Source organism: Marinobacter sp. THAF197a (assembly GCF_009363275.1).
GTDB lineage: Bacteria > Pseudomonadota > Gammaproteobacteria > Pseudomonadales > Oleiphilaceae > Marinobacter.
In genome coordinates, this window is sequence record NZ_CP045324.1 from 3,362,718 (window position 1) to 3,383,793 (window position 21,076).

General features: G+C 58.6%; 21 protein-coding genes. 14 read left to right on the top strand and 7 right to left on the bottom strand.

Translation table 11 applies throughout. The features are described from left to right. The first annotated feature begins 10 nt into the window (after positions 1 to 10). Positions 11 to 1,222 carry a beta-ketoacyl-ACP synthase I gene (gene fabB / locus FIV08_RS15640; protein WP_152439004.1) on the top strand — a complete coding sequence of 404 codons (1,212 nt, stop codon included), beginning with the start codon at positions 11 to 13 and terminating at the stop codon, positions 1,220 to 1,222. On the opposite strand, the gene FIV08_RS15645 is transcribed toward fabB, so the two are convergent. Then, positions 1,223 to 1,579, bottom strand: coding sequence for a helix-turn-helix domain-containing protein (locus FIV08_RS15645; RefSeq protein ID WP_072676369.1), 357 nt, complete (start codon positions 1,577 to 1,579; stop codon positions 1,223 to 1,225). It lies immediately after the preceding gene. A gap of 187 nt (positions 1,580 to 1,766) precedes the next feature. Between FIV08_RS15645 and yegQ the strand changes: the two genes are divergently transcribed. From yegQ to FIV08_RS15685, 8 genes are all read left to right on the top strand, one after another. Next, positions 1,767 to 3,089, top strand: coding sequence for a tRNA 5-hydroxyuridine modification protein YegQ (yegQ, locus tag FIV08_RS15650; protein ID WP_152439005.1), 1,323 nt, complete (start codon positions 1,767 to 1,769; stop codon positions 3,087 to 3,089). Positions 3,090 to 3,599: 510 nt separating this feature from the next. Then, positions 3,600 to 5,048: a Fe-S cluster assembly protein SufB gene (sufB, locus tag FIV08_RS15655; RefSeq protein ID WP_152439006.1), complete on the top strand. Its 1,449-nt coding sequence runs from the start codon at positions 3,600 to 3,602 to the stop codon at positions 5,046 to 5,048. Positions 5,049 to 5,455: 407 nt separating this feature from the next. Then, positions 5,456 to 6,217 carry a Fe-S cluster assembly ATPase SufC gene (gene sufC / locus FIV08_RS15660; RefSeq protein WP_152439007.1) on the top strand — a complete coding sequence of 254 codons (762 nt, stop codon included), beginning with the start codon at positions 5,456 to 5,458 and terminating at the stop codon, positions 6,215 to 6,217. A 15-nt stretch (positions 6,218 to 6,232) separates the two neighbouring features. Beyond that, complete coding sequence (gene sufD, locus FIV08_RS15665) at positions 6,233 to 7,519, top strand: Fe-S cluster assembly protein SufD (RefSeq protein WP_152439008.1); 1,287 nt, start codon at positions 6,233 to 6,235, stop codon at positions 7,517 to 7,519. Positions 7,520 to 7,523: 4 nt separating this feature from the next. After that, complete coding sequence (locus FIV08_RS15670) at positions 7,524 to 8,777, top strand: aminotransferase class V-fold PLP-dependent enzyme (RefSeq protein WP_061332968.1); 1,254 nt, start codon at positions 7,524 to 7,526, stop codon at positions 8,775 to 8,777. A 12-nt stretch (positions 8,778 to 8,789) separates the two neighbouring features. Next, positions 8,790 to 9,146, top strand: coding sequence for a HesB/IscA family protein (locus FIV08_RS15675; protein ID WP_061332969.1), 357 nt, complete (start codon positions 8,790 to 8,792; stop codon positions 9,144 to 9,146). Positions 9,147 to 9,263: 117 nt separating this feature from the next. Then, positions 9,264 to 9,806, top strand: coding sequence for a putative Fe-S cluster assembly protein SufT (gene sufT / locus FIV08_RS15680; protein WP_152439009.1), 543 nt, complete (start codon positions 9,264 to 9,266; stop codon positions 9,804 to 9,806). Then, positions 9,803 to 10,261 (top strand): SufE family protein, encoded by a 459-nt coding sequence (locus tag FIV08_RS15685; protein WP_058090504.1) that lies wholly within the window; start codon positions 9,803 to 9,805, stop codon positions 10,259 to 10,261. Before sufT ends, FIV08_RS15685 begins: the two co-directional genes overlap by 4 nt. 2 nt (positions 10,262 to 10,263) lie before the next feature. Here FIV08_RS15685 and FIV08_RS15690 read toward each other — a convergent pair whose 3' ends face one another. Together FIV08_RS15690 and FIV08_RS15695 are read right to left on the bottom strand one after the other, a co-directional pair. Further along, complete coding sequence (locus FIV08_RS15690; RefSeq protein WP_152439010.1) at positions 10,264 to 11,466, bottom strand: flagellar assembly protein T N-terminal domain-containing protein; 1,203 nt, start codon at positions 11,464 to 11,466, stop codon at positions 10,264 to 10,266. Between the two features lie 33 nt (positions 11,467 to 11,499). After that, positions 11,500 to 12,039, bottom strand: coding sequence for an LPP20 family lipoprotein (locus FIV08_RS15695; RefSeq protein WP_152439011.1), 540 nt, complete (start codon positions 12,037 to 12,039; stop codon positions 11,500 to 11,502). Positions 12,040 to 12,288: 249 nt separating this feature from the next. Here FIV08_RS15695 and traF point away from each other — a divergent pair, with 249 nt between their 5' ends. From traF to trmL, 5 genes are all read left to right on the top strand, one after another. Continuing rightward, positions 12,289 to 13,533 carry a conjugal transfer protein TraF gene (gene traF / locus FIV08_RS15700; RefSeq protein WP_152439012.1) on the top strand — a complete coding sequence of 415 codons (1,245 nt, stop codon included), beginning with the start codon at positions 12,289 to 12,291 and terminating at the stop codon, positions 13,531 to 13,533. A 161-nt stretch (positions 13,534 to 13,694) separates the two neighbouring features. Next, positions 13,695 to 14,807, top strand: a complete 1,113-nt coding sequence (locus tag FIV08_RS15705) for a multifunctional CCA tRNA nucleotidyl transferase/2'3'-cyclic phosphodiesterase/2'nucleotidase/phosphatase (protein ID WP_152439013.1) — start codon at positions 13,695 to 13,697, stop codon at positions 14,805 to 14,807. Positions 14,808 to 14,822: 15 nt separating this feature from the next. After that, positions 14,823 to 15,563, top strand: coding sequence for a pteridine reductase (locus FIV08_RS15710; protein WP_152439014.1), 741 nt, complete (start codon positions 14,823 to 14,825; stop codon positions 15,561 to 15,563). 139 nt (positions 15,564 to 15,702) lie between these two features. Further along, on the top strand, positions 15,703 to 16,881 hold the full coding sequence (locus tag FIV08_RS15715) for an acetyl-CoA C-acetyltransferase (protein ID WP_152439015.1): 1,179 nt from the start codon (positions 15,703 to 15,705) through the stop codon (positions 16,879 to 16,881). A 5-nt stretch (positions 16,882 to 16,886) separates the two neighbouring features. Continuing rightward, the gene (gene trmL / locus FIV08_RS15720) at positions 16,887 to 17,351 is read left to right on the top strand and encodes a tRNA (uridine(34)/cytosine(34)/5-carboxymethylaminomethyluridine(34)-2'-O)-methyltransferase TrmL (RefSeq protein WP_152439016.1); all 465 of its coding nucleotides are present in this window, start codon (positions 16,887 to 16,889) and stop codon (positions 17,349 to 17,351) included. Here the strand turns inward: trmL and FIV08_RS15725 are convergent. Genes FIV08_RS15725 through FIV08_RS15740 form a run of 4 tightly spaced genes read right to left on the bottom strand, consistent with a single transcriptional unit; the run spans position 17,309 to position 21,075 of the window. Then, positions 17,309 to 18,124: a heme ABC transporter ATP-binding protein gene (locus tag FIV08_RS15725; protein WP_152439682.1), complete on the bottom strand. Its 816-nt coding sequence runs from the start codon at positions 18,122 to 18,124 to the stop codon at positions 17,309 to 17,311. The genes trmL and FIV08_RS15725 overlap by 43 nt on opposite strands. Beyond that, positions 18,124 to 19,161 (bottom strand): FecCD family ABC transporter permease, encoded by a 1,038-nt coding sequence (locus FIV08_RS15730; RefSeq protein WP_061332978.1) that lies wholly within the window; start codon positions 19,159 to 19,161, stop codon positions 18,124 to 18,126. Before FIV08_RS15730 ends, FIV08_RS15725 begins: the two co-directional genes overlap by 1 nt. Further along, the gene (locus FIV08_RS15735) at positions 19,151 to 20,005 is read right to left on the bottom strand and encodes a heme/hemin ABC transporter substrate-binding protein (protein ID WP_227510221.1); all 855 of its coding nucleotides are present in this window, start codon (positions 20,003 to 20,005) and stop codon (positions 19,151 to 19,153) included. Before FIV08_RS15735 ends, FIV08_RS15730 begins: the two co-directional genes overlap by 11 nt. Further along, positions 20,002 to 21,075: a hemin-degrading factor gene (locus tag FIV08_RS15740; RefSeq protein ID WP_061332979.1), complete on the bottom strand. Its 1,074-nt coding sequence runs from the start codon at positions 21,073 to 21,075 to the stop codon at positions 20,002 to 20,004. Before FIV08_RS15740 ends, FIV08_RS15735 begins: the two co-directional genes overlap by 4 nt. Position 21,076: the final 1 nt, after the last annotated feature.

Genomic DNA, 21,076 nt, shown 5'->3' on the forward strand with positions numbered 1-21,076 from the left:
AGTTAGCACGATGCGTCGCGTTGTTGTAACCGGCATGGGGATTGTCTCCAGCCTCGGAACCAACCAGAAAGAAGTAGCCCAGTCCCTTCGGGAATCCCGCTCCGGCATCGCCTTCAGCGAAGAGGCCAGGGACAACGGCTTGCGCAGCCACGTTGCGGGCAAGATCGACCTGAACCTGTCGGAACTGATCGACCGCAAGATCTGGCGCTTCATGTCGCCGGCGGCTGGCTACTGCTACCTGTCAGCTAAAGAAGCCATCGAACAGGCAGGCCTGACCGACGAACAGATTCGTGCCAACAGCACCGGTGCGGTATTTGGTACTGGCGGCGCCTCCACCGTGGAGCTTCTGGACGCCATCGACACCCATCGCGACAAAGGCATTCGCCGGGTTGGCCCTTATCGGGTGCCCCGCACCATGGGTAGCGCGATCAACGCATCCATTACTACCGCGTTCGGTATTACCGGCATCAACTACGGCATCACCTCTGCCTGCGCCACCAGTGCCCACTGCATTGGCCACGCGGCAGATCAGATCGCCCTGGGCCGTCAGGAAGTCATGCTGGCTGGTGGTGGTGAGGACATTCACTGGACTCTGAGCCTGATGTTCGACGCCATGGGCGCGCTATCCACCAAGTACAACGACACACCGGAACAGGCCTCCCGCACCTACGATGCGGACCGCGACGGCTTCGTTATTTCCGGCGGTGGCGGTGCCTTGGTACTGGAATCCCTGGAGCACGCAGAAGCCCGCGGCGCCACCATCCTGGCGGAACTGGTTGGCTTTGGCGCCACCTCAGACGGCGCCGATATGGTCGCCCCGAGCGGTGAAGGTGCGGTTCGCTGCATGAAGCAGGCCATGGCGCAGGCTGGCGGTGAGATCAAATACATCAACACCCACGGTACCAGCACCCCGGCCGGTGACATCACCGAGCTGAAAGCCCTGAAGGACACCTTTGGTGACAAGATTCCGCCACTGAGCTCCACCAAACCCCTGTGTGGCCATGCCCTGGGTGCCGCTGGCGTGCATGAAGCCATCTACACCCTGATCATGCAACGGGAAGGCTTTATTGCTCCGTCTGCCAACATCCAGAACCTGGACGAAGGCGCCGAAGGCTACCCCATCGTTCGGGAACGCCAGGACAACCAGAACCTGGACCTGGTGATGAGTAACAGCTTCGGCTTTGGCGGCACCAACGCCACCCTGATCTTCAAAAAAGTCTGATCAGGACAGCCTGAGCGAGCGATATTCAGCCGGCGGAGTGCCCATCCAGCGCTTGAACGCCCGGCTGAATGCGCTGAGTTCCGAGAAACCAAGCTGTTCGGCAATCTCTACCAGCGGCTTGGTTTTATCTTTCATGTAGGTAATGGCCTGCTCACGGCGCACCTGCTCCAGCAACGACGCAAACGTCAGCCCCTCTTGCCGCAGCTTCTTGTGCAACGTGTAGCGGCTCATATTCAGCTGCCCTGCCACCGTCTCCACACCCACCTTGCCACGCGCCAACTGAAGCCGGATCAGCACACTGACCCGATTACTCAACGAACGCTTTGAAACCTCAGGCCCCAGAGGCTCCGATGCCATGCCAATTCCCCCTGCCATTCTGTTTTAATCCACTGTGAAAGTTTGTCAGCGTACACATGTTAGCCGAGATCAATCAATACGACCTTTGAGCAAGATCAATGGCGATGCACTCAGTTTAGGGCAAAATCCACATTTTTCATGATGCCCTTCCTGCAACCACTGATTACCAGAACCACCCGGAGCCCCCATGACCACCCCGGAACTGCTCGCGCCCGCCGGCACCCCCGAACACCTTGAAACCGCTTTCGCGTACGGCGCCGATGCCGTCTATGCCGGCCAACCACGGTACTCGCTGAGAGTAAGGAACAACAGTTTCAAAGACGTTTCAGCCCTCGGCGCCGGCATCGAGCGGGCCCACGAACTGGGCAAACAGTTCTACCTTGTATCCAACATAGCACCCCACAACGACAAAGTGCGCAGCTACCTGCGAGACCTCGCGCCAGTGCTGGAGCACAAACCAGATGCCCTGATCATGTCTGACCCAGGCCTGATCATGCTGGTGCGGGAACACTGGCCCGACCAACCGATTCACCTCTCAGTACAGGCCAACGCCGTAAACTGGGCCACCGTTGAGTTCTGGCGCCGCCAGGGCATCAACCGGGTGATCCTGTCTCGGGAACTGGCCCTGAACGAAATCCGCGAAATCCGCGAAAAAGTCCCCGAGATGGAACTGGAAGTGTTCGTACACGGCGCGCTGTGCATGGCCTACTCAGGCCGCTGCCTGCTGTCCGGCTACATGAACCACCGCGACGCCAACCAGGGCGCCTGCACCAACGCCTGCCGCTGGAACTACAAACCGGTACAACACAGCCACGACCAGACCGGCGACCTGATCGCCACCTCCGCCAACGCTGTGGAAACATACGAACCCAAAGAAATCCTCCTGGAAGAACCCAACCGCCCCGGCGGCTTCATCCCCGCCTACGAGGATGAACACGGCACCTACATCATGAACTCCAAAGACCTCCGCGCCGTCCAGCACGTCGCCGAACTGGTCAACATGGGCGTACACTCCCTGAAAATCGAAGGCCGAACCAAAAGCACCTACTACGTGGCCCGCACCACCCAGGTCTACCGCCAGGCCATCAACGACGCCCTCGCCGGCAAACCTTTCGACATGCACATGATGAACGAACTCGAAGCCCTCTCGAACCGCGGCTACACCGAAGGTTTCCTCCGCCGCCACGTACCCCAGGAATACCAGACCTACGAACAGGGCTCCTCCTACCTCGGCACCCAGCAAGTGGTAGGCACCATTACCGATGCGGATGACCGATGGCTCACCATCGACGTCAAAAACAAATTCGCCCCCGGCGACCAACTCGAACTCATCACCCCGTCCGGCAACCTGCGCTTCAGCGCCAACACCATGGAAAACCGCCACGGCGAAGCCATGGACTACGCCCCAGGCAGCGGCCACATCGTTAAAATCCCCAGGCCGGAGAGCTTGCCGGAGAAGCTGGACTTCACCTATCTGACCAAGATTTTCCCAGAGAACACTGGAGGTTAACCCATCTCCAGGGCCATCTTGAGGCAGCGGCCACCACAATATACGCGGAGTCGGGCGGGTAGGGCCTCCCAAAACCTTGCGGAGCCAGGGATGGCGGAGCAGAGCGTACAAGGACGTATTCACAGCGTGTTTTGGGAGGCCCTACCCGCCCGACGTCCTGCACCATAAAAGCAGGCCAGCAGCGCCACTCTCCAGCACCAAAGTCTATCAAGGCAATAACCGCCCCCTTAGTGCCCCGAGGGCCGATTAAGGTATAATCCCTACACAACCGATTTAATACCTGACTAAATTACTCTGGTATTGTATAATCGCTCGCCAGAAGCAACGGGAAAACGGCCAAAAAAGCCCGCCCCGTCATCCAAAAACCGATTGCAGGGCGTACTCAAGGACACGAGCGACCACTGCAACGCCAGCAAACAGATGACATCCGCCGACACCACCCAGCCAAAGGTATGCTCGGCGAAACACAGGGCACCATGCCCAAGATGAGAGAATTACGGAGCGACGATCATGGCGACCACCGACAACGAGGTGAAAGAGCTGATCAAACGGGAATACGAGCACGGATTCGTCACTGAAATTGAATCCGACACCTTCGAACCCGGCCTCAATGAAGATGTAATCCGCCGCCTGTCTGAAATCAAACAGGAACCGGAATTCATGCTCGAATGGCGCCTGAAAGCCTATCGTCGCTGGCTGGAAATGGACGAGCCGGAATGGGCCCACGTGGATTTCCCGAAAGTGGACTACGATTCCATCTCCTATTATTCGGCGCCCAAGAAAAAAGAAGACATGCCCCAGAGCCTGGACGACGTTGATCCGGAGCTGCTGCGCACCTACGAAAAACTGGGCATCCCCCTGCACGAACGGGCCAAGCTGGCCGGCGTTGCGGTTGATGCCGTCTTCGATTCCGTCTCGGTAGCCACCACCTTCAAAGAACCGCTGGAAAAAGCCGGCGTGATCTTCTGCCCCATCTCCGAAGCGGTGCAGAAATACCCGGAACTGGTGAAAAAATACCTGGGTAGCGTTGTCCCGGCCGGCGACAACTACTTCGCCGCCCTCAACTCCGCCGTGTTCTCCGATGGCTCCTTCGTGTACATCCCGAAGGGCGTTCGCTGCCCCATGGAGCTGTCCACCTACTTCCGCATCAACGCGGCCAACACCGGCCAGTTCGAGCGCACCCTGATCATCGCCGAAGAAGGCAGCTACGTGAGCTACCTGGAAGGCTGCACCGCCCCCATGCGGGACGAAAACCAGCTGCACGCAGCGGTGGTGGAACTGGTCGCCCTGGACGACGCCCAGATCAAATACTCCACGGTACAGAACTGGTATCCAGGCGACGAGAACGGCAAAGGCGGCATCTACAACTTCGTCACCAAGCGCGGCGCCTGCATCGGCAAGAACTCCAAGATCTCCTGGACCCAGGTAGAAACCGGCTCCGCCATCACCTGGAAATACCCGAGCTGCGTACTGCGCGGTGAGAACAGCGTTGGTGAGTTCTACTCCGTCGCCCTCACCCACAACTACCAGCAGGCCGACACCGGCACCAAGATGATTCACCTTGGCAAGAACACCAAGAGCACCATCATCTCCAAGGGTATCTCCGCCGGCCGCAGCTCCAACGCTTACCGCGGCCTGGTAAAATTCGGCCCGGGTGCGGAAGGAGCGCGCAACTTTACCCAGTGCGACTCTCTGCTGATCGGCGACCGCTGTGGCGCTCACACGTTCCCGTACATCGAAAGCAAGAACAAATCGGCCATCGTGGAACACGAAGCCACCACCTCCAAGGTCAGCGACGAGCAGATGTTCCTGTGCCGTCAGCGTGGTATCGACCCGGAGCAGGCAGTGTCCATGATCGTGAACGGCTTCTGTAAGGAAGTGTTCAAAGAGCTGCCGATGGAGTTTGCGGTGGAAGCCGGCAAGCTTCTGGAAGTCAGTCTTGAGGGTTCTGTGGGCTAATCTTTATGGCCCCGCTGGCCTTGGTGGGGGTCAGCAAGCCGGGTGGTACTTTCCGGGACACGCTGTGAATACGTCCCTGTACGCTCCGCAAAAACATCCATGTTTTTGAGGGTCCCGGAAAGTACCACCCGGCTCGCTGCCGCAGACACTGGGCGGGCACCTGCACGAACGAAGCAAATGCAACAAAGCCGTTATAGTTTGGACGGCCGAGAAATAAGTATCGCGGAAGCCGTTGGGCAGGCCCTTCCGGGATCGTCAAAATCAAGGATGATTTTGTCGAGCGTACAGGGACGTATTCACAGCGTATCCCGGAAGGGCCTGCCCAACGGCTGACTCACCCATGGTCAGGGCTACCGTGAGAGGGTGGGGCAAAGAATTCAGACGGTTAAAAAGAGAGAAGCGTACAAATGCTGAGCATCAAAAACCTGCACGCCTCCGTTGAGGGCAAAGAAATCCTCAAAGGCATCAACTTGGAGATCAAAGCCGGGGAAGTTCACGCCATTATGGGCCCGAACGGTTCCGGTAAGAGTACCCTGTCACAGGTTCTGGCAGGCAACGACGCATTTGAAGTTACCAGCGGCGAAGTCACCCTCAATGGCGACAACCTGCTGGATCAGGAAACCGAAGAGCGCGCCCGCGAAGGTATCTTCCTGGCGTTCCAGTACCCGGTGGAAATCCCCGGTGTCAGCAACCTTCAGTTCCTGCGCACCGCCGTAAACGCCATGCGCAAGCACCGGGGTGAGGAAGAAATGAACGCCGCGGAATTCATGAAGCTGGCCAAAGAAGTCTCCAAACAGGTAGACCTGGATCCGGCCTTCCTCAAGCGCGGCGTCAACGAAGGCTTCTCCGGCGGCGAGAAAAAGCGCAACGAAATCATGCAGGCGCTGCTGCTGCAGCCGAAACTGGCCATTCTGGACGAAACCGACTCCGGCCTGGACATCGACGCCCTGAAAGTGGTGTCCGATGGTGTTAACGCCCTGCGCTCAGAAGATCGCGCTATTTTGATGGTGACCCACTACCAGCGCCTGCTGAACCACATTGTGCCCGACTACGTGCACGTGCTGGCCGGCGGCAAGATCATCAAGTCCGGCGGCCGTGAGCTCGCCCTGGAACTGGAAGAGAAAGGTTACGGCTGGTTGGGCATCAAAGACGAAGACACCAGCAACTGATCAGGAGGTCGCGGAATGAAATCAGCACCCACGCTTTCCAGCGCCTTCCTGCACCCGGCCGGGCAATCTTTGCCGGAGCCGTTGCTGGCGCTGCGTAAACAACGGGCCAGCGCACTGGTGGACATGCCACTGCCGACCCGAAAAACCGAGAACTGGAAGTATTCCAGCAAGTACCTGAAGCTGGCCGACGATATGGCCATCTCTTTGCCCGCTGAAGGCAAAGGCGGCAACAGCCTGGCGGTGCCGGGTTACAAGGTTGTTTTCAATAACGGTGTGATGATCCCGGAAGCCAGTGAGTATCCGGACCTGAACGGCATCATCATCCAGAGTTTCAGTGATCTGGATGAAGACGATGCCAAGGCGGTGTCATTGCAATTGGGCTGCACCCTGGACCATGATCAGGCGCAGTTTGCCCGCGTGAACGGCGCCCGTTTTGAGGACGGCCTGTTGATTCGCCTGAAGCCGGGTGCCGTGCTCGACCAGCCGCTGTTTGTGATCCACGAAACCACCGCTGATGCCAGTGGTTCGGCCTATCCGCGCATATACGTGGAAGCCGGCGCCAACAGCCAGATGACGCTGGTGGAAGAATACATTTCCAGTGGTGATGCAAGCGCCCTGGTTAACACCGTTACCGAATTCAACCTGGCCGATGGCGCCAACATCACCAGCATTCGCCTGAACATGGAAGGCGAAAACGTTCAGCACATTGGCGCTACCGGCGTTCTGCAGCAACGCAGCTCCCGGTTCGAAAGCCACTGCGTGGGCTTCGGCGGCCCACTGCGTCGGCACGACCTGCAGGTTCGCCTGGAAGGTGAAGGGGCCGAAACCAAGCTTAATGGTGTGGTGGTTACCCAAGGCAAACAGCATTACGACAACCACACATCCATTGACCATGTGGCTGCCCACTGCAACAGCGAAGAGACCTACCGCAATATTGCTGCGGACCAATCCCACGCTATCTTCAACGGCCGGATTCATATCCACCAGGACGCCCAGAAGTCCAACGCGGATATGAACAACAAAAACCTGCTGCTGTCTAACGGTGCAGAGATCGATACAAAGCCGGAACTGGAGATCTATGCGGACGACGTCAAGTGCGCACACGGCGCCACCATTGGCCAGCTGGATGAAACCTCGGTGTTCTATCTGGTATCCCGCGGCATTGGCCGCCGGCAGGCCAACGTGTTGTTGACCATGGCGTTTATCAATGAGCTGGTGCAGCAGATTCCGGTGGAAGCCGTGCGCGAAACTGCCCAGGCGCGGCTCAACGATTTCTTTGAGCAAACCTTTCAGGAGGCCTGAGGGCATGACTGACCTGTCCGTGGTAAAGAACACCAACTCCCCGGCGTTTGATGTAGAAGCCATCCGCCGAGACTTCCCGATCCTGGCACAGGAAATCAACGGGAAGCCGCTGGTGTATCTGGACAACGGCGCTTCGGCCCAGAAGCCGCAGGCGGTGTTGGATGCCATGGATCGCTACTACAGGGAAATGCACTCGAACGTGCACCGGGGCGCCCATACCCTGGGGGACCGCGCCACAACGGCTTTTGAAGGTGCCCGGGAAATCGTGCGGCACTTCCTGAACGCTCCCAGCACCAAAGAAATCATCTGGACCCGGGGCACCACGGAGGCCATCAACCTGGTGGCCAATGGCCTGGCTCCGCGCCTGAAAGCCGGCGATGAGATCCTGGTCAGTCATATGGAACACCACGCCAACATCGTGCCCTGGCAGATGATCGCCGAGCGCACTGGCGCCAAAGTGGTCCCTGTGCAGGTTACCCCCGAAGGCGAGCTTGACCTTGATTCATTCAACAGCCTGCTGAACGAGCGCACGCGAGTATTGGCCCTTACCCACGTGTCCAACGTGCTGGGCACAGTAAACCCGGTGGCGCCACTGATCGAACAGGCGAAGAAACAGGGCGTGATCACCCTGATTGACGGCGCCCAGGCCGTGCCCCACTTCAAGCCGGATGTGCAGGCGCTGGGTTGCGATTTCTACGTGTTTTCATCCCACAAACTGTTCGGCCCCACCGGCATCGGTGTGCTGTATGGCCGTGCAGAACTGCTGGAAGAAATGCCACCTTATCAGGGTGGAGGCGAGATGATTGAGCGGGTGTCGTTCGAGCGCACCACCTGGAACGTTCTGCCCTACAAGTTTGAAGCTGGAACTCCGGCAATTGCCGAAGCCGTCGGCCTCGCGGCCGCGATAGACTACCTGGACAGACTAGACCGCCAGGCCATGGAAGCGGCAGAAAATGCCCTGCTTATCCGTGCCAACGAGCTGGTAGAGACGGTTCCGGGCATGGAGATTATCGGCACCGCGAGGCAGAAAGTACCGGTAATGTCCTTCAAGATTGCCGGCCTGCACCCAAGCGACATCGGCACCCTACTGGACCAGCAAGGCATTGCCATCCGCACCGGTCACCACTGCGCGATGCCACTGATGGATTTCTACGGAGTACCCGGTACAGCCCGGGCTTCATTTGCGTTCTACAATACGCTGGAAGAGGTCGAGAAACTGTTTACCGGCCTGCAAAAGATCCAGCGCCTGTTTGCCTGAGGAGGTGGAAACATGTCAGCCGAAGTCTTCACCCCAAATGATGTGAACGTGACCATGACTCCGACGGCGGTCAAACACGTTCGCAAACAACTGGATAAAAAACCGGAAGCCAAGGGCATTCGCCTGGCCATCAAAAAGAGTGGCTGCTCCGGCTTCAAGTATGAAACCCAGTGGGTGGAAACCCCGGAATCCGATGACCGTATTTTTACCATCGACGGTGTGGACGTGTTCGTAAAGCAGGAACACCTGCCCCTGGTGAATGGTATTGAAATCGACTTTGTCACCGAGGGCGTGAACTCGCTGTTCCGCTTCCGCAACCCGAATGCTACGGCAGAATGTGGGTGTGGCGAGAGTTTTACGGTGGCTTGAAATACAAATTAGCCACGGACGACACGGACCATCACGGACGGAAAGATAAAGGTTTTTCTAGTCCGTGTTCGTCAGTGCCGTCTGTGGCCAAAAGAGCTTTAGAAAGGCTGATAGAGCATGCAAGAACGCGAAGTCGTACTGACAAAACGCGAAGTGGAAGCCCGGCTGGTGCCTTCCGGTACGGAAATCATGATTCCGTCGGACACCTTCGTGACCATCACCCAGTCCCTCGGTGGCACCTTTACCGTAGCGGTGAATGGCAACCTGGCTCGCATTGAAGGTCACGACGCAGACGCCCTGGGTAAGCAGCCCCTGGAAAGCAGCTTTGAGACCCCGGAAGACGGCACCATCAACGAAAACCAGGTGTGGGAAGCCCTGCGCAACTGCTATGACCCGGAAATCCCGGTGAACGTGGTGGACCTGGGCCTGATCTACAACTGCAAAATCGAGAACGGCACCGAAGACGGCAACCACATTCACATCACCATGACCCTCACCGCCGCGGGCTGTGGCATGGGGCCCGTCATCACCAACGATGTGCAAACCAAGGTGGAGCATGTCCCCAACGTCGACAAGGTAACGGTTGAGCTGACCTTTGATCCGCCCTGGAACAACGATATGCTCACCGACGAAGCCAAACTCGAACTGGGAATGCTATGACCGCCAGCAAGGAACAATTTCTCGACAACCCTCTGGGGGTAAAAACCACCCTGGAAGACGTTCTGGACGCCTTTGAGTTTCTGGACGATTGGGAAGAGCGCTACGCCTACATCGTCGACCTGGGCAAACAGTTGCCGGCATTCCCGGATGACGAGCGGACAGAAGAGAATTACGTGCATGGCTGCCAGAGTCAGGTGTGGCTGGTTCACCATCACGATGAGGACAGCGGCAAACTGTTCCTGCTGATCGACTCAGACGCCATCATCGTGCGCGGTCTGGCGGCCATTATACTGGTAGCCCTGAACGGCAAGACACCGCGAGAATTGTTGGCCACCGACATCGATGAACTGTTTGAACAACTGGACCTGTTCCGCCATATCTCCCCGACACGGGGTAACGGCCTGCGGGCTATGGTCGGGAAGATCCGGGACATCGCGGCGGCCGAGGCCGCCTGATCTCACCAGATTATCGCCATATCGTCTCTCTGGATATTTACCTGGCCACCGGTCACCGGCAGGCGACCGGTGCTGAAATCCGGGTGGACGTTATCGAGGGTAATGGACACCTTCGCATCCGTCAGCTCCGGTGTACCATCCAGTGAATCGAAATAGCGCTGACTACGGTAGATATTGAGCTCGTCGCCCGGCCGCAATCCGGCTGTCGCGCCGGAAGCCAGGGTCACACGATTGCTCTCCACACGGGTCACCCGGGCCATGAACGGTTGACACGCCAGCGCATTGTTCACGGCTATCGCCATGTCATCAATCACGCCTGACACCGCCTGCCCCCACTCCGATTTTTCAAAGCCGGCCGAAGCAAAGCTCCCCGTGCCAGCACCTTTCGGATCCCAGCGGGCAGAAGTTTCAAAGCGCTGACGAAACACTGGCGAACCGCTGAAGCCATCGAACACCATCACTTCTGCTTCAAAGCGGCGACTGGTATCCACCAGGCCAATGCCACGCTGCATGCGATTGACGATGGAACTGCCCCAGGCGTTTGGATCTGCTACCCCAATATCGCGAATCACACCCGACACCACGAATTGTGCTCCCAGTTCCCGGGCCAGCTGGACCACATTAGTCAAATGATTCGCCGCCAGATTCTGGCGCGAGGTCGGTGCGTCCGGCAGCTCGCTAAACAATTGCAACGAGGTAGACCCAAGCACCTGCATTCTGCCCTGAGACTGCAAGCGGGCAATCAGTGCCTGCGGCAATTTCTCGCCGGCATCATCGAGCCCCGGGTTTCCTCCCTGCTGTGGCCGGACAATCGGAAATCCTGTCACTGCAACTCGCTTGCGCAGCCCGGAGGCTTCTCCGGCCTTACAGCTTTCGGTACCAGCGGCATCCGCCATCTCGGCCCGCACCACCACCCGCAAAAGGTTGCCGCTGCGGTATTCATCCACGATGGTGGCATTGCGTAACTGGGCAGTGGCCGAAAGCCGGGTTCGGGACTGTGTCAGCTCACCGTTCTCAAGAGTATCCTGGGTGCTTACGCTGGCCTCGTACTGCAGGGCGAGATCGCGCATGGCCGCCTGCCGGGCCTCGGCACGGGCCTGGTCCAGATTGTTCTCCCGGATATTGGCATGGCCTACTCCCTCAAGCACCGCGGCACTGACCACGCCCGAGCAGACCCAAAGCAACACTAGAACAAAGGCTTTCATACTTCTCCCGCATTCCGCCAAGGCATTAGCGGATTAATCCAGATAATAGAGTGACTGGGTGCGCCGGGTTTCCACATCCCCTACCCGGTCGTTCTGGCGCGGCATGGGGATCATGCATTGGTCCTGAACCTGATCATCCACCACCCGTGAAACGCACTCGCGAAACCTTGGTTCCAGCTTGAGTTCCATCACTGTCTCAATCACACCATCGCTGTGCTCGTTCACCGCCACCATCCGCGCACCGCGTATGTAACTGTCTACATAGGTGCGGAAGTTGTCATTGTTAACGACAAAATCATTCACCGTGGAGCTGCCGTAAATCACCGTACCGTATACCCGCTCAGCCAGGTTCCGATAGGCGTCCAGCTGCGAAGCGCGCCGGGCCATCAACCGCTTTCGAGGATTTATTCGGTCTTCACGGACATCCTGGTAGGTGCCAAAACCACTGACCCGAACCGTGATGGGTTCAAATTCGGTACGGGTATCCTGCGAGCTGTTCTGATAGCTGCCCACCGGCGCGCAGGCTGCCAATGTAAAAACCAGAACAGGCACGAGAGTCCATCGCAGTGTCATTATCTTGTCTCCGGAAAACACTTTTGCAGCATCCATGAAAAAATCACGCCAGCATCCGCAACCCAATGATTTTACGTGCTTTTTTAAAAGCCAACGATCTTTCTCCCATGTGAAAGCGGCAACAGTCTGCCTTCGTTTACAGTTCGGGAACAAACCGTTACCCGTTGTGAGCTGCTTCACGAATTAAACTCGTCTAACCTTTCAAGTGCTTAATTGTTTGTACCTGCATATAACAACTCAGGACTGTTCATGAAAACAAACCGCCTTTGCAAATTGTCCCTGGCCATCAGCCTTTCCCTTGCCACCACCACTGCCCTTGCGAGCCCTCAGGCACCCATGTCTGCGCGCTCGTTCGCCATGGGCGGAACTGGCGTCGCCGTAGCACATCCCTCTGCTGCCCCCCTGGCCAACCCGGCCATGATGGCGGCACCCCAGCACGACTGGGCGGATGATTTCGGCCTGATGCTGCCCTCGGTCAATGCACGATTTGCGGATGAAGAAGAAGTTGTTGATCAGATTGATGATATTCAGGACACAATTGATGAACTCGAGCAATCCATCAACAGCCTGAATCAGGGATCTGCCCAGGACAATGCCGGAAAGCTGCGTGAGCAGCTTCAGAATTTCGACCGTGATACTGTCCGAGTGAATGCCGGTCTCGGATTGGCCGTTGCTCTTCCCGGGCCTAGCCTGTCGGTTGGAGTGATGGCGAACGGCAACCTGACCGCAACCGTTCGAGGCGAGTACAGCGAAAACGATGACGCCCGATTGGCAGCTGTCGAAGCCGGAATCCTGACACCTGGCATTACCGACGAACTGGAATCCAGAGGCAGCATCCTTGCCTCTGCAGTTGCAGAGGTTGGTTTGAGTTTCGCCAGGTCCTTCGAGCTCAATAACGGCGAGCAGCTTCAGCTAGGCATAACCCCCAAGTACGTCGAACTCCGTACCTTCCAATACACCGAACGAGTCTCAAGATTCGACGAAGATGATTTCGACGCTGACGAGTTCGAAACCGACAAAAGCGGCTTCAACCTGGACATCGGTGCCGCCTATGCCTTCGGCGAAAACCGCGAGTGGAATGCAGGCATTGTTGCCAGAAACCTGATACCCATGGAGCTGGACTCTGCCCAGGCTCGAGGCGAAGAGAAACGCACCCTCGAACTCAACCCCATGGTTACCGCCGCCATCGCCCACAAGAGCGACTACCACGTTGTCACTGCCGAACTGGACCTGACCAAGAAAAAAGCCTTCGGCTTTGAAGACGATACACAATGGCTGGCTGTCGGCGCCGAATTCGACGCCTGGCGTTACGCCCAGCTGCGCGCCGGTATCCGCCACAACCTGGCCAGCAACAGCGACAACGACGGTATTGAAGAAGATACCCAGTTCACCGCTGGTCTGGGCCTGAATGTTCTTGGCGCCCGTCTGGATATTGGCGCCCTGTACAGCAGCGCTGATGTGGGTGCCGCGATCGAGCTTGGCACCTCCTTCTGATATCGCCGTAGTTCCAGAGCCCGGCCTGCCCCGCAAGCCGGGCTTTTTTGTGCCTCACCGTGTCCTTGCCACTCAAAGTCACGGTTGGGGTTTGCCTACGGCAGACTGTGGCCGGATAATCTACCGATCTGCACCCACACACCAAAGGAAACCCCAGCTCCATGCAAACCTATCTGGTAGGCGGCGCCGTTCGGGACAAACTGCTCGGCCTTGAGGTAAAGGACCGTGACTGGGTCGTGGTCGGCAGCACACCAGATGAAATGCGAGCGAAAGGTTTCAAGCAGGTAGGGGCCGATTTCCCGGTATTCCTGCACCCGAAAACCGGTGAGGAGTACGCTCTGGCCCGCACCGAACGCAAGCAGGGCCGGGGCTACCATGGGTTTACCGTATACAGCGCCCCCGATGTCACCCTGGAGCAGGATCTCAAGCGCCGGGACCTGACCATCAACGCCATGGCAGAAACCGAAGATGGCGAGTTGGTCGATCCTTTCCACGGTCACGGCGACCTCGAGCAAAAAAAGCTTCGCCATGTGTCCGAAGCCTTCGCGGAAGACCCCCTGCGCATCCTGAGAACCGCCCGGTTTGCCGCGCGCCTGCAACCTATGGGCTTTACCGTATGCCACGAAACCAGGGCCCTGATGCAAGAGATGGTCAATGAAGGCGAGCTGGCGGATCTTGTCCCGGAGCGCGTATGGCAGGAGGTTCAGCGAGCACTGCATGAGAAAGCGCCAGGTGTCTTTTTCGATGTGCTCAAAGACGTTGGCGCACTGGAAGTTCTGATTCCAGAACTCGCCAGCCCGGGCATTCTCCAGCACGGGCTTCAGGCCCTGCATTGCGTGCACCGAAAAAACGGCAACACGTCACAGCGCTTCGCCGCATTACTGTGCGCCGTGCCGGAAGCCGCCGCTGTCGCTCGCGCAAAAGCCATGAAAAGCCCGAATGACTGCAAAGACATGGTGCACCTGGTCTGTCTTTACATGGAGCACCTGGGCGATCAGAGCCCGCAGGTCCATACGCCGGAGCAAGCCCTGGCGTTGTTGGAGAAAGCGGACCTCTGGCGCCGCCCGGAGCGCTTTATTGACTTGCAGGAAACCCTGGCGTGCGCCGTTAGCCCCGGCCAGTCAGACAGCCTTGACCGGCTCAACCTGGCCGCACGACACGCTTCAGCGGTCAACCCGCAAGACCTGATAAAACAGGGCCACAAAGGAAAAGCCCTGGGCGATGCAATCCGCAACGAGCGGCTGGCACGTATCAAACAGGCATTGACCAACTGACCAGAGGAATTCTGTATGGCAGCTCCTGTTGTTCTGATCACCGGCGCCGCCCACCGTCTCGGCGCCCGTACCGCGGAGGTCCTGCACGCCCGGGGCTGGAATGTGGTCATCCACTATCGTTCGAGGGCGGACCAAGCGGCCGAACTGGTGGACAAACTGAACCGGGAACGGTCTGACTCAGCCACCTCGATACAGGCAGACCTGACAGACATGGAACAGGTTGCCAGCCTGGCCAAAACCGCCTGCCAACATTGGGAGCGCCTGGATGGCCTGGTCAACAACGCCTCAGTCTTCTATCCCAGAACTACCGAAGACTCTGGCGAAGACGACTGGAACGCCGTCATGGGCGCCAACCTGAAAGCGCCATTCTTTCTGCTCAAGTATTGCTTGCCGGAACTGAAAAAAAATAATGGAGCCGTGGTCAACCTGATCGACATCTACAGCGAAAAACCGCTGAACGATCACCCCCTGTATTGTGCCAGCAAAGCGGGCCTGGCCGCCCTCACCCGATCCTGGGCCAAAGATCATGCCCCAGGGATCAGGGTAAACGGTGTATCGCCTGGCGCTATCCTCTGGCCAGAGGGCGAGGCCGAAATCGACACGGTTTACCAGCAGGCCATTCTGGACAAAACACCTCTGGCCCGTACCGGCAACCCCGACGACATTGCCGGTGCCATCGCCTACCTTTTGTGCGATGCCCCGTTCGTGACCGGTCAGATTCTTTCCGTCGACGGCGGCCGCAGCCTGAATATGTGAATCAGCACCGGTAGGCCGAATCAACCCATACCTTGGTTGTTTTGGCCGAGCCGGGCTTTCCCGCTACAATGCTTGCCATCTTGTATTCACACGCCGGCAGGCATCTTCCTGATCCTGCCCTTTGCAACGGAGAATTCCCATGCGTGATGTCGTGATTGTTGCCGCAAAACGTACCGCTGTTGGCAGCTTCGGTGGCGGCTTGTCCAGCCTGCGGGCCGACCAACTCGGTTCCGCCGTGATCAAGGCGCTGATGGAAGAAACCGGCGTGGCCGGCGAGCAGATCGGTGAAGTAATCCTGGGCCAGGTACTGACTGCCGGCTGCGGTCAGAACCCTGCCCGCCAGGCAGCCATCAATGCCGGCCTGCCAAGCTCCACACCAGCGATCACCATCAACAAGGTATGTGGTTCCGGCCTGAAAGCGGTTCACATGGCGGTGCAAGCCATTCAGTGCGGCGATGCCGAGATGATTGTCGCTGGTGGCCAGGAAAGCATGAGCCAGGCGCCACACGTTCTGCCCAATAGCCGTAATGGCCAGCGCATGGGCAACTGGAGCATGGTCGACACCATGGTGAACGATGGTCTGTGGGATGCCTTCAACGATTACCACATGGGCATCACCGCCGAAAACATCGTGGAGAAGTACGGAATCAGCCGGGAAGAGCAGGACGAATTCGCCGCGGCCTCTCAGCAAAAAGCCGTGGCTGCCCAGAACGCCGGCTATTTTGACGGCCAGATTGTTCCGATCACCATTCCCCAGCGCAAGGGCGACCCGCTGGTGATCAGCAAAGATGAATGCCCCCGCGACGGCGTAACCGGAGACAGCCTTGGCAAACTGCGCCCGGCGTTCAAGAAAGACGGCTCAGTGACCGCCGGCAACGCCTCATCCCTGAACGACGGTGCCGCCGCCGTGATGGTGTGCAGTGCCGAAAAAGCCAAAGAACTGGGCCTGACCCCGCTGGCCACCATCAAGGCCCACGCCAATGCTGGTGTTGACCCCACCATCATGGGTACCGGCCCGATTCCCGCCAGCCAGCGCTGCCTTGAGCGGGCCGGCTGGACGGCCGCAGAGCTGGACCTGATCGAAGCCAACGAAGCCTTCGCGGCCCAGGCCATCTCGGTCAACCGGGACATGGGCTGGGATACCAGCAAGGTCAACGTAAATGGCGGCGCTATCGCCATCGGCCACCCGATTGGCGCTTCCGGCTGCCGTATTCTGGTTACCCTGCTGCACGAAATGGCACGCCGCGACGCCAAGAAAGGTCTGGCGACTTTGTGCATCGGTGGCGGCATGGGCGTTGCCCTGGCAGTGGAACGCTAAGCCCGGTGCTGCACGTTGTACTCTATGAGCCGGAGATACCGCCCAACACCGGCAATATCATCCGGCTCTGCGCCAATACCGGCTGTCAGCTGCACCTGATTGAACCGCTGGGGTTTTCCCTGGAGGACAAACAGATGCGCAGGGCCGGGTTGGATTACAGCGAGTACGCCACCGTGAAGATCCACCCGGATTACGCCAGCTTCCTGGAAACCGAGCAGCCTGCGCGACTGTTCGGGCTCACCACGAAAGGCAGCCGTCATTATCACGAGGCCGATTTCCAGGATGGCGACTACCTGATGTTCGGGCCGGAAACCCGAGGGCTGCCAGCAGACGTTCGGGAAGCCCTGCCAGAACAGAACCGGCTGCGGGTGCCCATGCGCCCGGAGAGCCGCAGCCTGAACCTGTCCAATACCGCCGCCCTGGTGGTTTATGAGGCCTGGCGGCAGACCGGATTCAACGGCGCCGTCTGAGCACTCCCGCTGGCAAGGGGAATGACCAGCGGATAGCCCTCAGGGAGTTGAATGACCCGGGCCCGATAGCCGTAAACCGCTTTCAATAGTGACGGCGTCAGAACCTCACTGGAGCCTCCTTCATGAAAGCAGCGGCCGGATTTCATGACCACCATTCGGTCTGCAAACTGAGCCGCAAGATTAAGGTCATGGACGATGGCCAGCACGGCGACTCCGTGCTCCCGGGCCATTGCGCCCACCAGCTCCAACACCATCTGTTGGTGCGCAGGGTCCAGTGCCGACGTGCACTCGTCCAGCAATAACAGTCGATCCTGCCGGGTATCCCATATCTGCCCCAGCACCCTGGCCAGCTGCAACCTCTGCTGTTCCCCGCCGGACAATCCCGGCACCAGCCGATGCCTCAAATGCTTGATCTCCAAAGCTTCCATCAGAATTTCTGCCACGGAATCCGCGCATCGACGGGTTGAGGCCGGGCGACCAAGGGCCACTACTTCCTCCACCGTCAGTGGGAAGTTAACCTCAACACTCTGGGGCATAATCGCCCGATGGCGTGCCAGCTCACCCGGGCACCAGCCGCCAATTTCGCGGCCGGCTAGACGGATCTGGCCCCGGTACGGCAATTCTCCAGCCAGTGCTTTCATAAGCGTTGACTTACCCGCACCATTCGGCCCCAGCAGCATCAATACTTCACCAGCAGACACCGTCAGATTGATATCACTGACAATCTCCGTTCCTGCCAGCGATACACTCAAGTTCTGAATTTCCAGGACCATCACATCACCTTTCTCCGCATGAGCAAACCCAGGAAAAACGGACCTCCGATCAGAGACATCATCAGCCCGATGGGCAACTCGGCGGGTGCAACAACAACGCGCGCGATGGCATCAGCCGCAACCAACAGAGTTCCCCCCATCAGCGCACTGACTGGCAACACCACTCGATGACTCGCCCCCAGCAGCTGCCTTACCAGGTGCGGCACAACCAATCCGACAAAGCCGATCAGTCCGCTCACAGCCACGGCTGCGCCAACACCCAGCCCGACAACCAGTATCGCTACCTTCTTAACGGTGGCTGTTCGATACCCCAAGTGGCCCACTACCGATTCGCCCAACAGAAACGCGTCCAGTGGTCTGGCCAGCCAGGGTGCTGCCATTAAAGCCAGGATCATGAAAGGTGCGCCCAAAACAAGATCGTCCCAGGCAGCATGGCCAAGGCTTCCCATTGTCCAGAACGTCAGGGATCGTAATTCCTCATCGCTTGCGTAGAACGTCAGCAAACCGGTTGCTGCGCCCGCCACTGCGTTAATGGCAATACCCGCCAACAGAAGCGTTGCCACAGCCGTCTGGCCAGCACGACTGGCAATTCGCCAGGCCAGAATGACGGTGCCACTACCGCCGGCAAACGCGGCCAGGGGCAACGCCCACTGCCCCGCCAGGGTCACCCAACCACCAAGGGCCGTCCCGCCAAGAACGATGACGGCAATGGCGGCCAGTGACGCACCAGCGGAGACACCAATCAGGCCAGGATCTGCCAGGGGGTTTCGGAAAAGTCCCTGTAGGATCGCGCCGGAAACCCCCAATACAGCTCCAACCAGAAAGCCGAGTAGAAACCGGGGTAACCGGACTTCCAACACAACCATAGCCGCTACCGGATCCGAAGCTTCCCGGCCGGCAACTACCTTGAGAATATCCATCAGTGCAAGGTCGTAGGCACCACTACCAATCGATGCCAGGGCCGCAACCGCCAGAAGAGTTCCCAGCAACAAGAGCGCCGGCGCCAACGGCAAACGACCGGAATGGTCACGGATCATTGGCGGCTATTTCCCTTTGGCCGGGCAAGGCATCGTTAAGCGCCGCCATCGCTTCCGGCAAGCGAGGGCCGAAGCCAAGCAGGAACATACTGTCGGCCACCAGCCGATGCCCGGACTGCCATGCTTCAAGGCGCTCAACCTCGGGCCACCCCGCAATGTCGAACTGGCCCGGAGTGGATTCCGCAATTACCACCGCATCAGGGCGGGAAGCAAGAATCGCCTCCCGGTTGGCCGGTTTGTACCCTTTAATACCCTGGGCGGCATTTTCGGCCCCGATCAGTTCAACCAGAGCATTCGCTGCAGTATCCGACCCGGCCAACATGACCGAGTGGTTGCCAGCGGCGAGGATGAACAGGATTCTGGGCTGGTAATCACGGTTTCCGGTGTTCTGTTGAATCCGGCGGATATCCGCCTCGACGCCAGCCACCAGAGCCTGCGCTTCCTCGGCTGCCCCGAGCAGCTCGCCAACAGACAATATGCGCTCCAGCGCTGCCTCCGCGGTCCACCGCGACGGCAGTTGCGCAACCCGAACCCCGGCGCGCGCGAGGCGCTCAAGATTCCTGGCGGGCGCAGCCTGCTCTGAGGTAATCAGCATATCCGGCTTCAGTGCCAGAACGCCCTCGAAAGGCAAAGCGCGCAGATAACCAACCTTGGGTAACTCAGCCGTTTGCTCCGGATAACCGCTGGTGGTATCCACTCCAACCAGGCGCGACTCCTGCCCAAGCCGATAGACGATTTCGGTGATGGCACCGTCTGCAGTCACCAGGCGGCTCGGTTCGGCAAACACCGAGCCCGATGCCAGCGACAATCCAATCAGAATGAACAGGGGCCACCGCAGCCTCATGACAAAGCCTCAAGCGTTGCGACCTGTTCACGCCAGAGTTCGGATTCCGGAATGCCGGGTTTACGTTCACCAAAAACCGTCAGGACCAGTTCTCCGTCTCCATTGAAAGCTTCCACAGATGTGATCAGACCATCGGTGGACGGACGTCGTACCAACCACCAGCGTTTGATACCGTCGGTATTAGCATGCAGGTTGAAGCCCGGATCCAGTACGTTCATCCAGGGGCCAGTGCGGCGAACATTTGTGACACACCCGGTAAAGATCTGGACAATCCCGGGATTGCCAACAAAGAACATCGCCGGGCATTGGTTGTCTCTCAGCAATCCCAGCAACCGATCCAGCACATTCTGATCCCCTGACTGCAGCTCCGTGGCCCACTCACCACGCACCAGCTCGAGCGCTGTCAGGCGGTCAGCACCGGCACGCTTTAACAGGGCGCCAAAATGATGGACATCCTTGAGTTTCTCCCAGCCGGTGCGCAGCGCATCAACATCCACGGTTTCCGGGGACGAACGCTGCAATGTCTCTCGCCGGCCTACCGGTTTAAAGGCTTCCTGGCGGGCTGCTGTAAAGCGTTCGACCATTTTTTCCCAGACATCCGCATCGGTCGTGTCCACTCGATAGATCTTGTGAATGGCCGTGCCGTACTGGTCGAAAAACTGAAGGCTTTCCCGTAGCCCGGACCGCACCTGCTCCAGTACCCGGTAGCCCCAGGCCCAGTGTTTGAAAAACACCCGTATGTCAATCTCTCCAACCGCCAGCCCCATAGCTCCAGAGCCGCCGACCGTGAAGTCTCTGAAGCAACCGGTAACTTCATGAACTACCTCGTTGTTGCGGGCAAGAATCATCACCGGTCCGACCTGCTCCAGGGCTCCAAGGATCTGACTAAACTCGTTTACGAGTGGAACGACGGCATCACGCTCCCGGAGTCGTACAAGCGCCATTTCGCTGACCCCAAGCCGGTCTGCGACCTGGCGGATCCTGAGATTCGGCTCCTGTTGTCTGATGGCTTCCCATCGGGCCGACAGGTTGTCCGGCACACTGACTGAATCGGCTATTGCCTGTTGCATG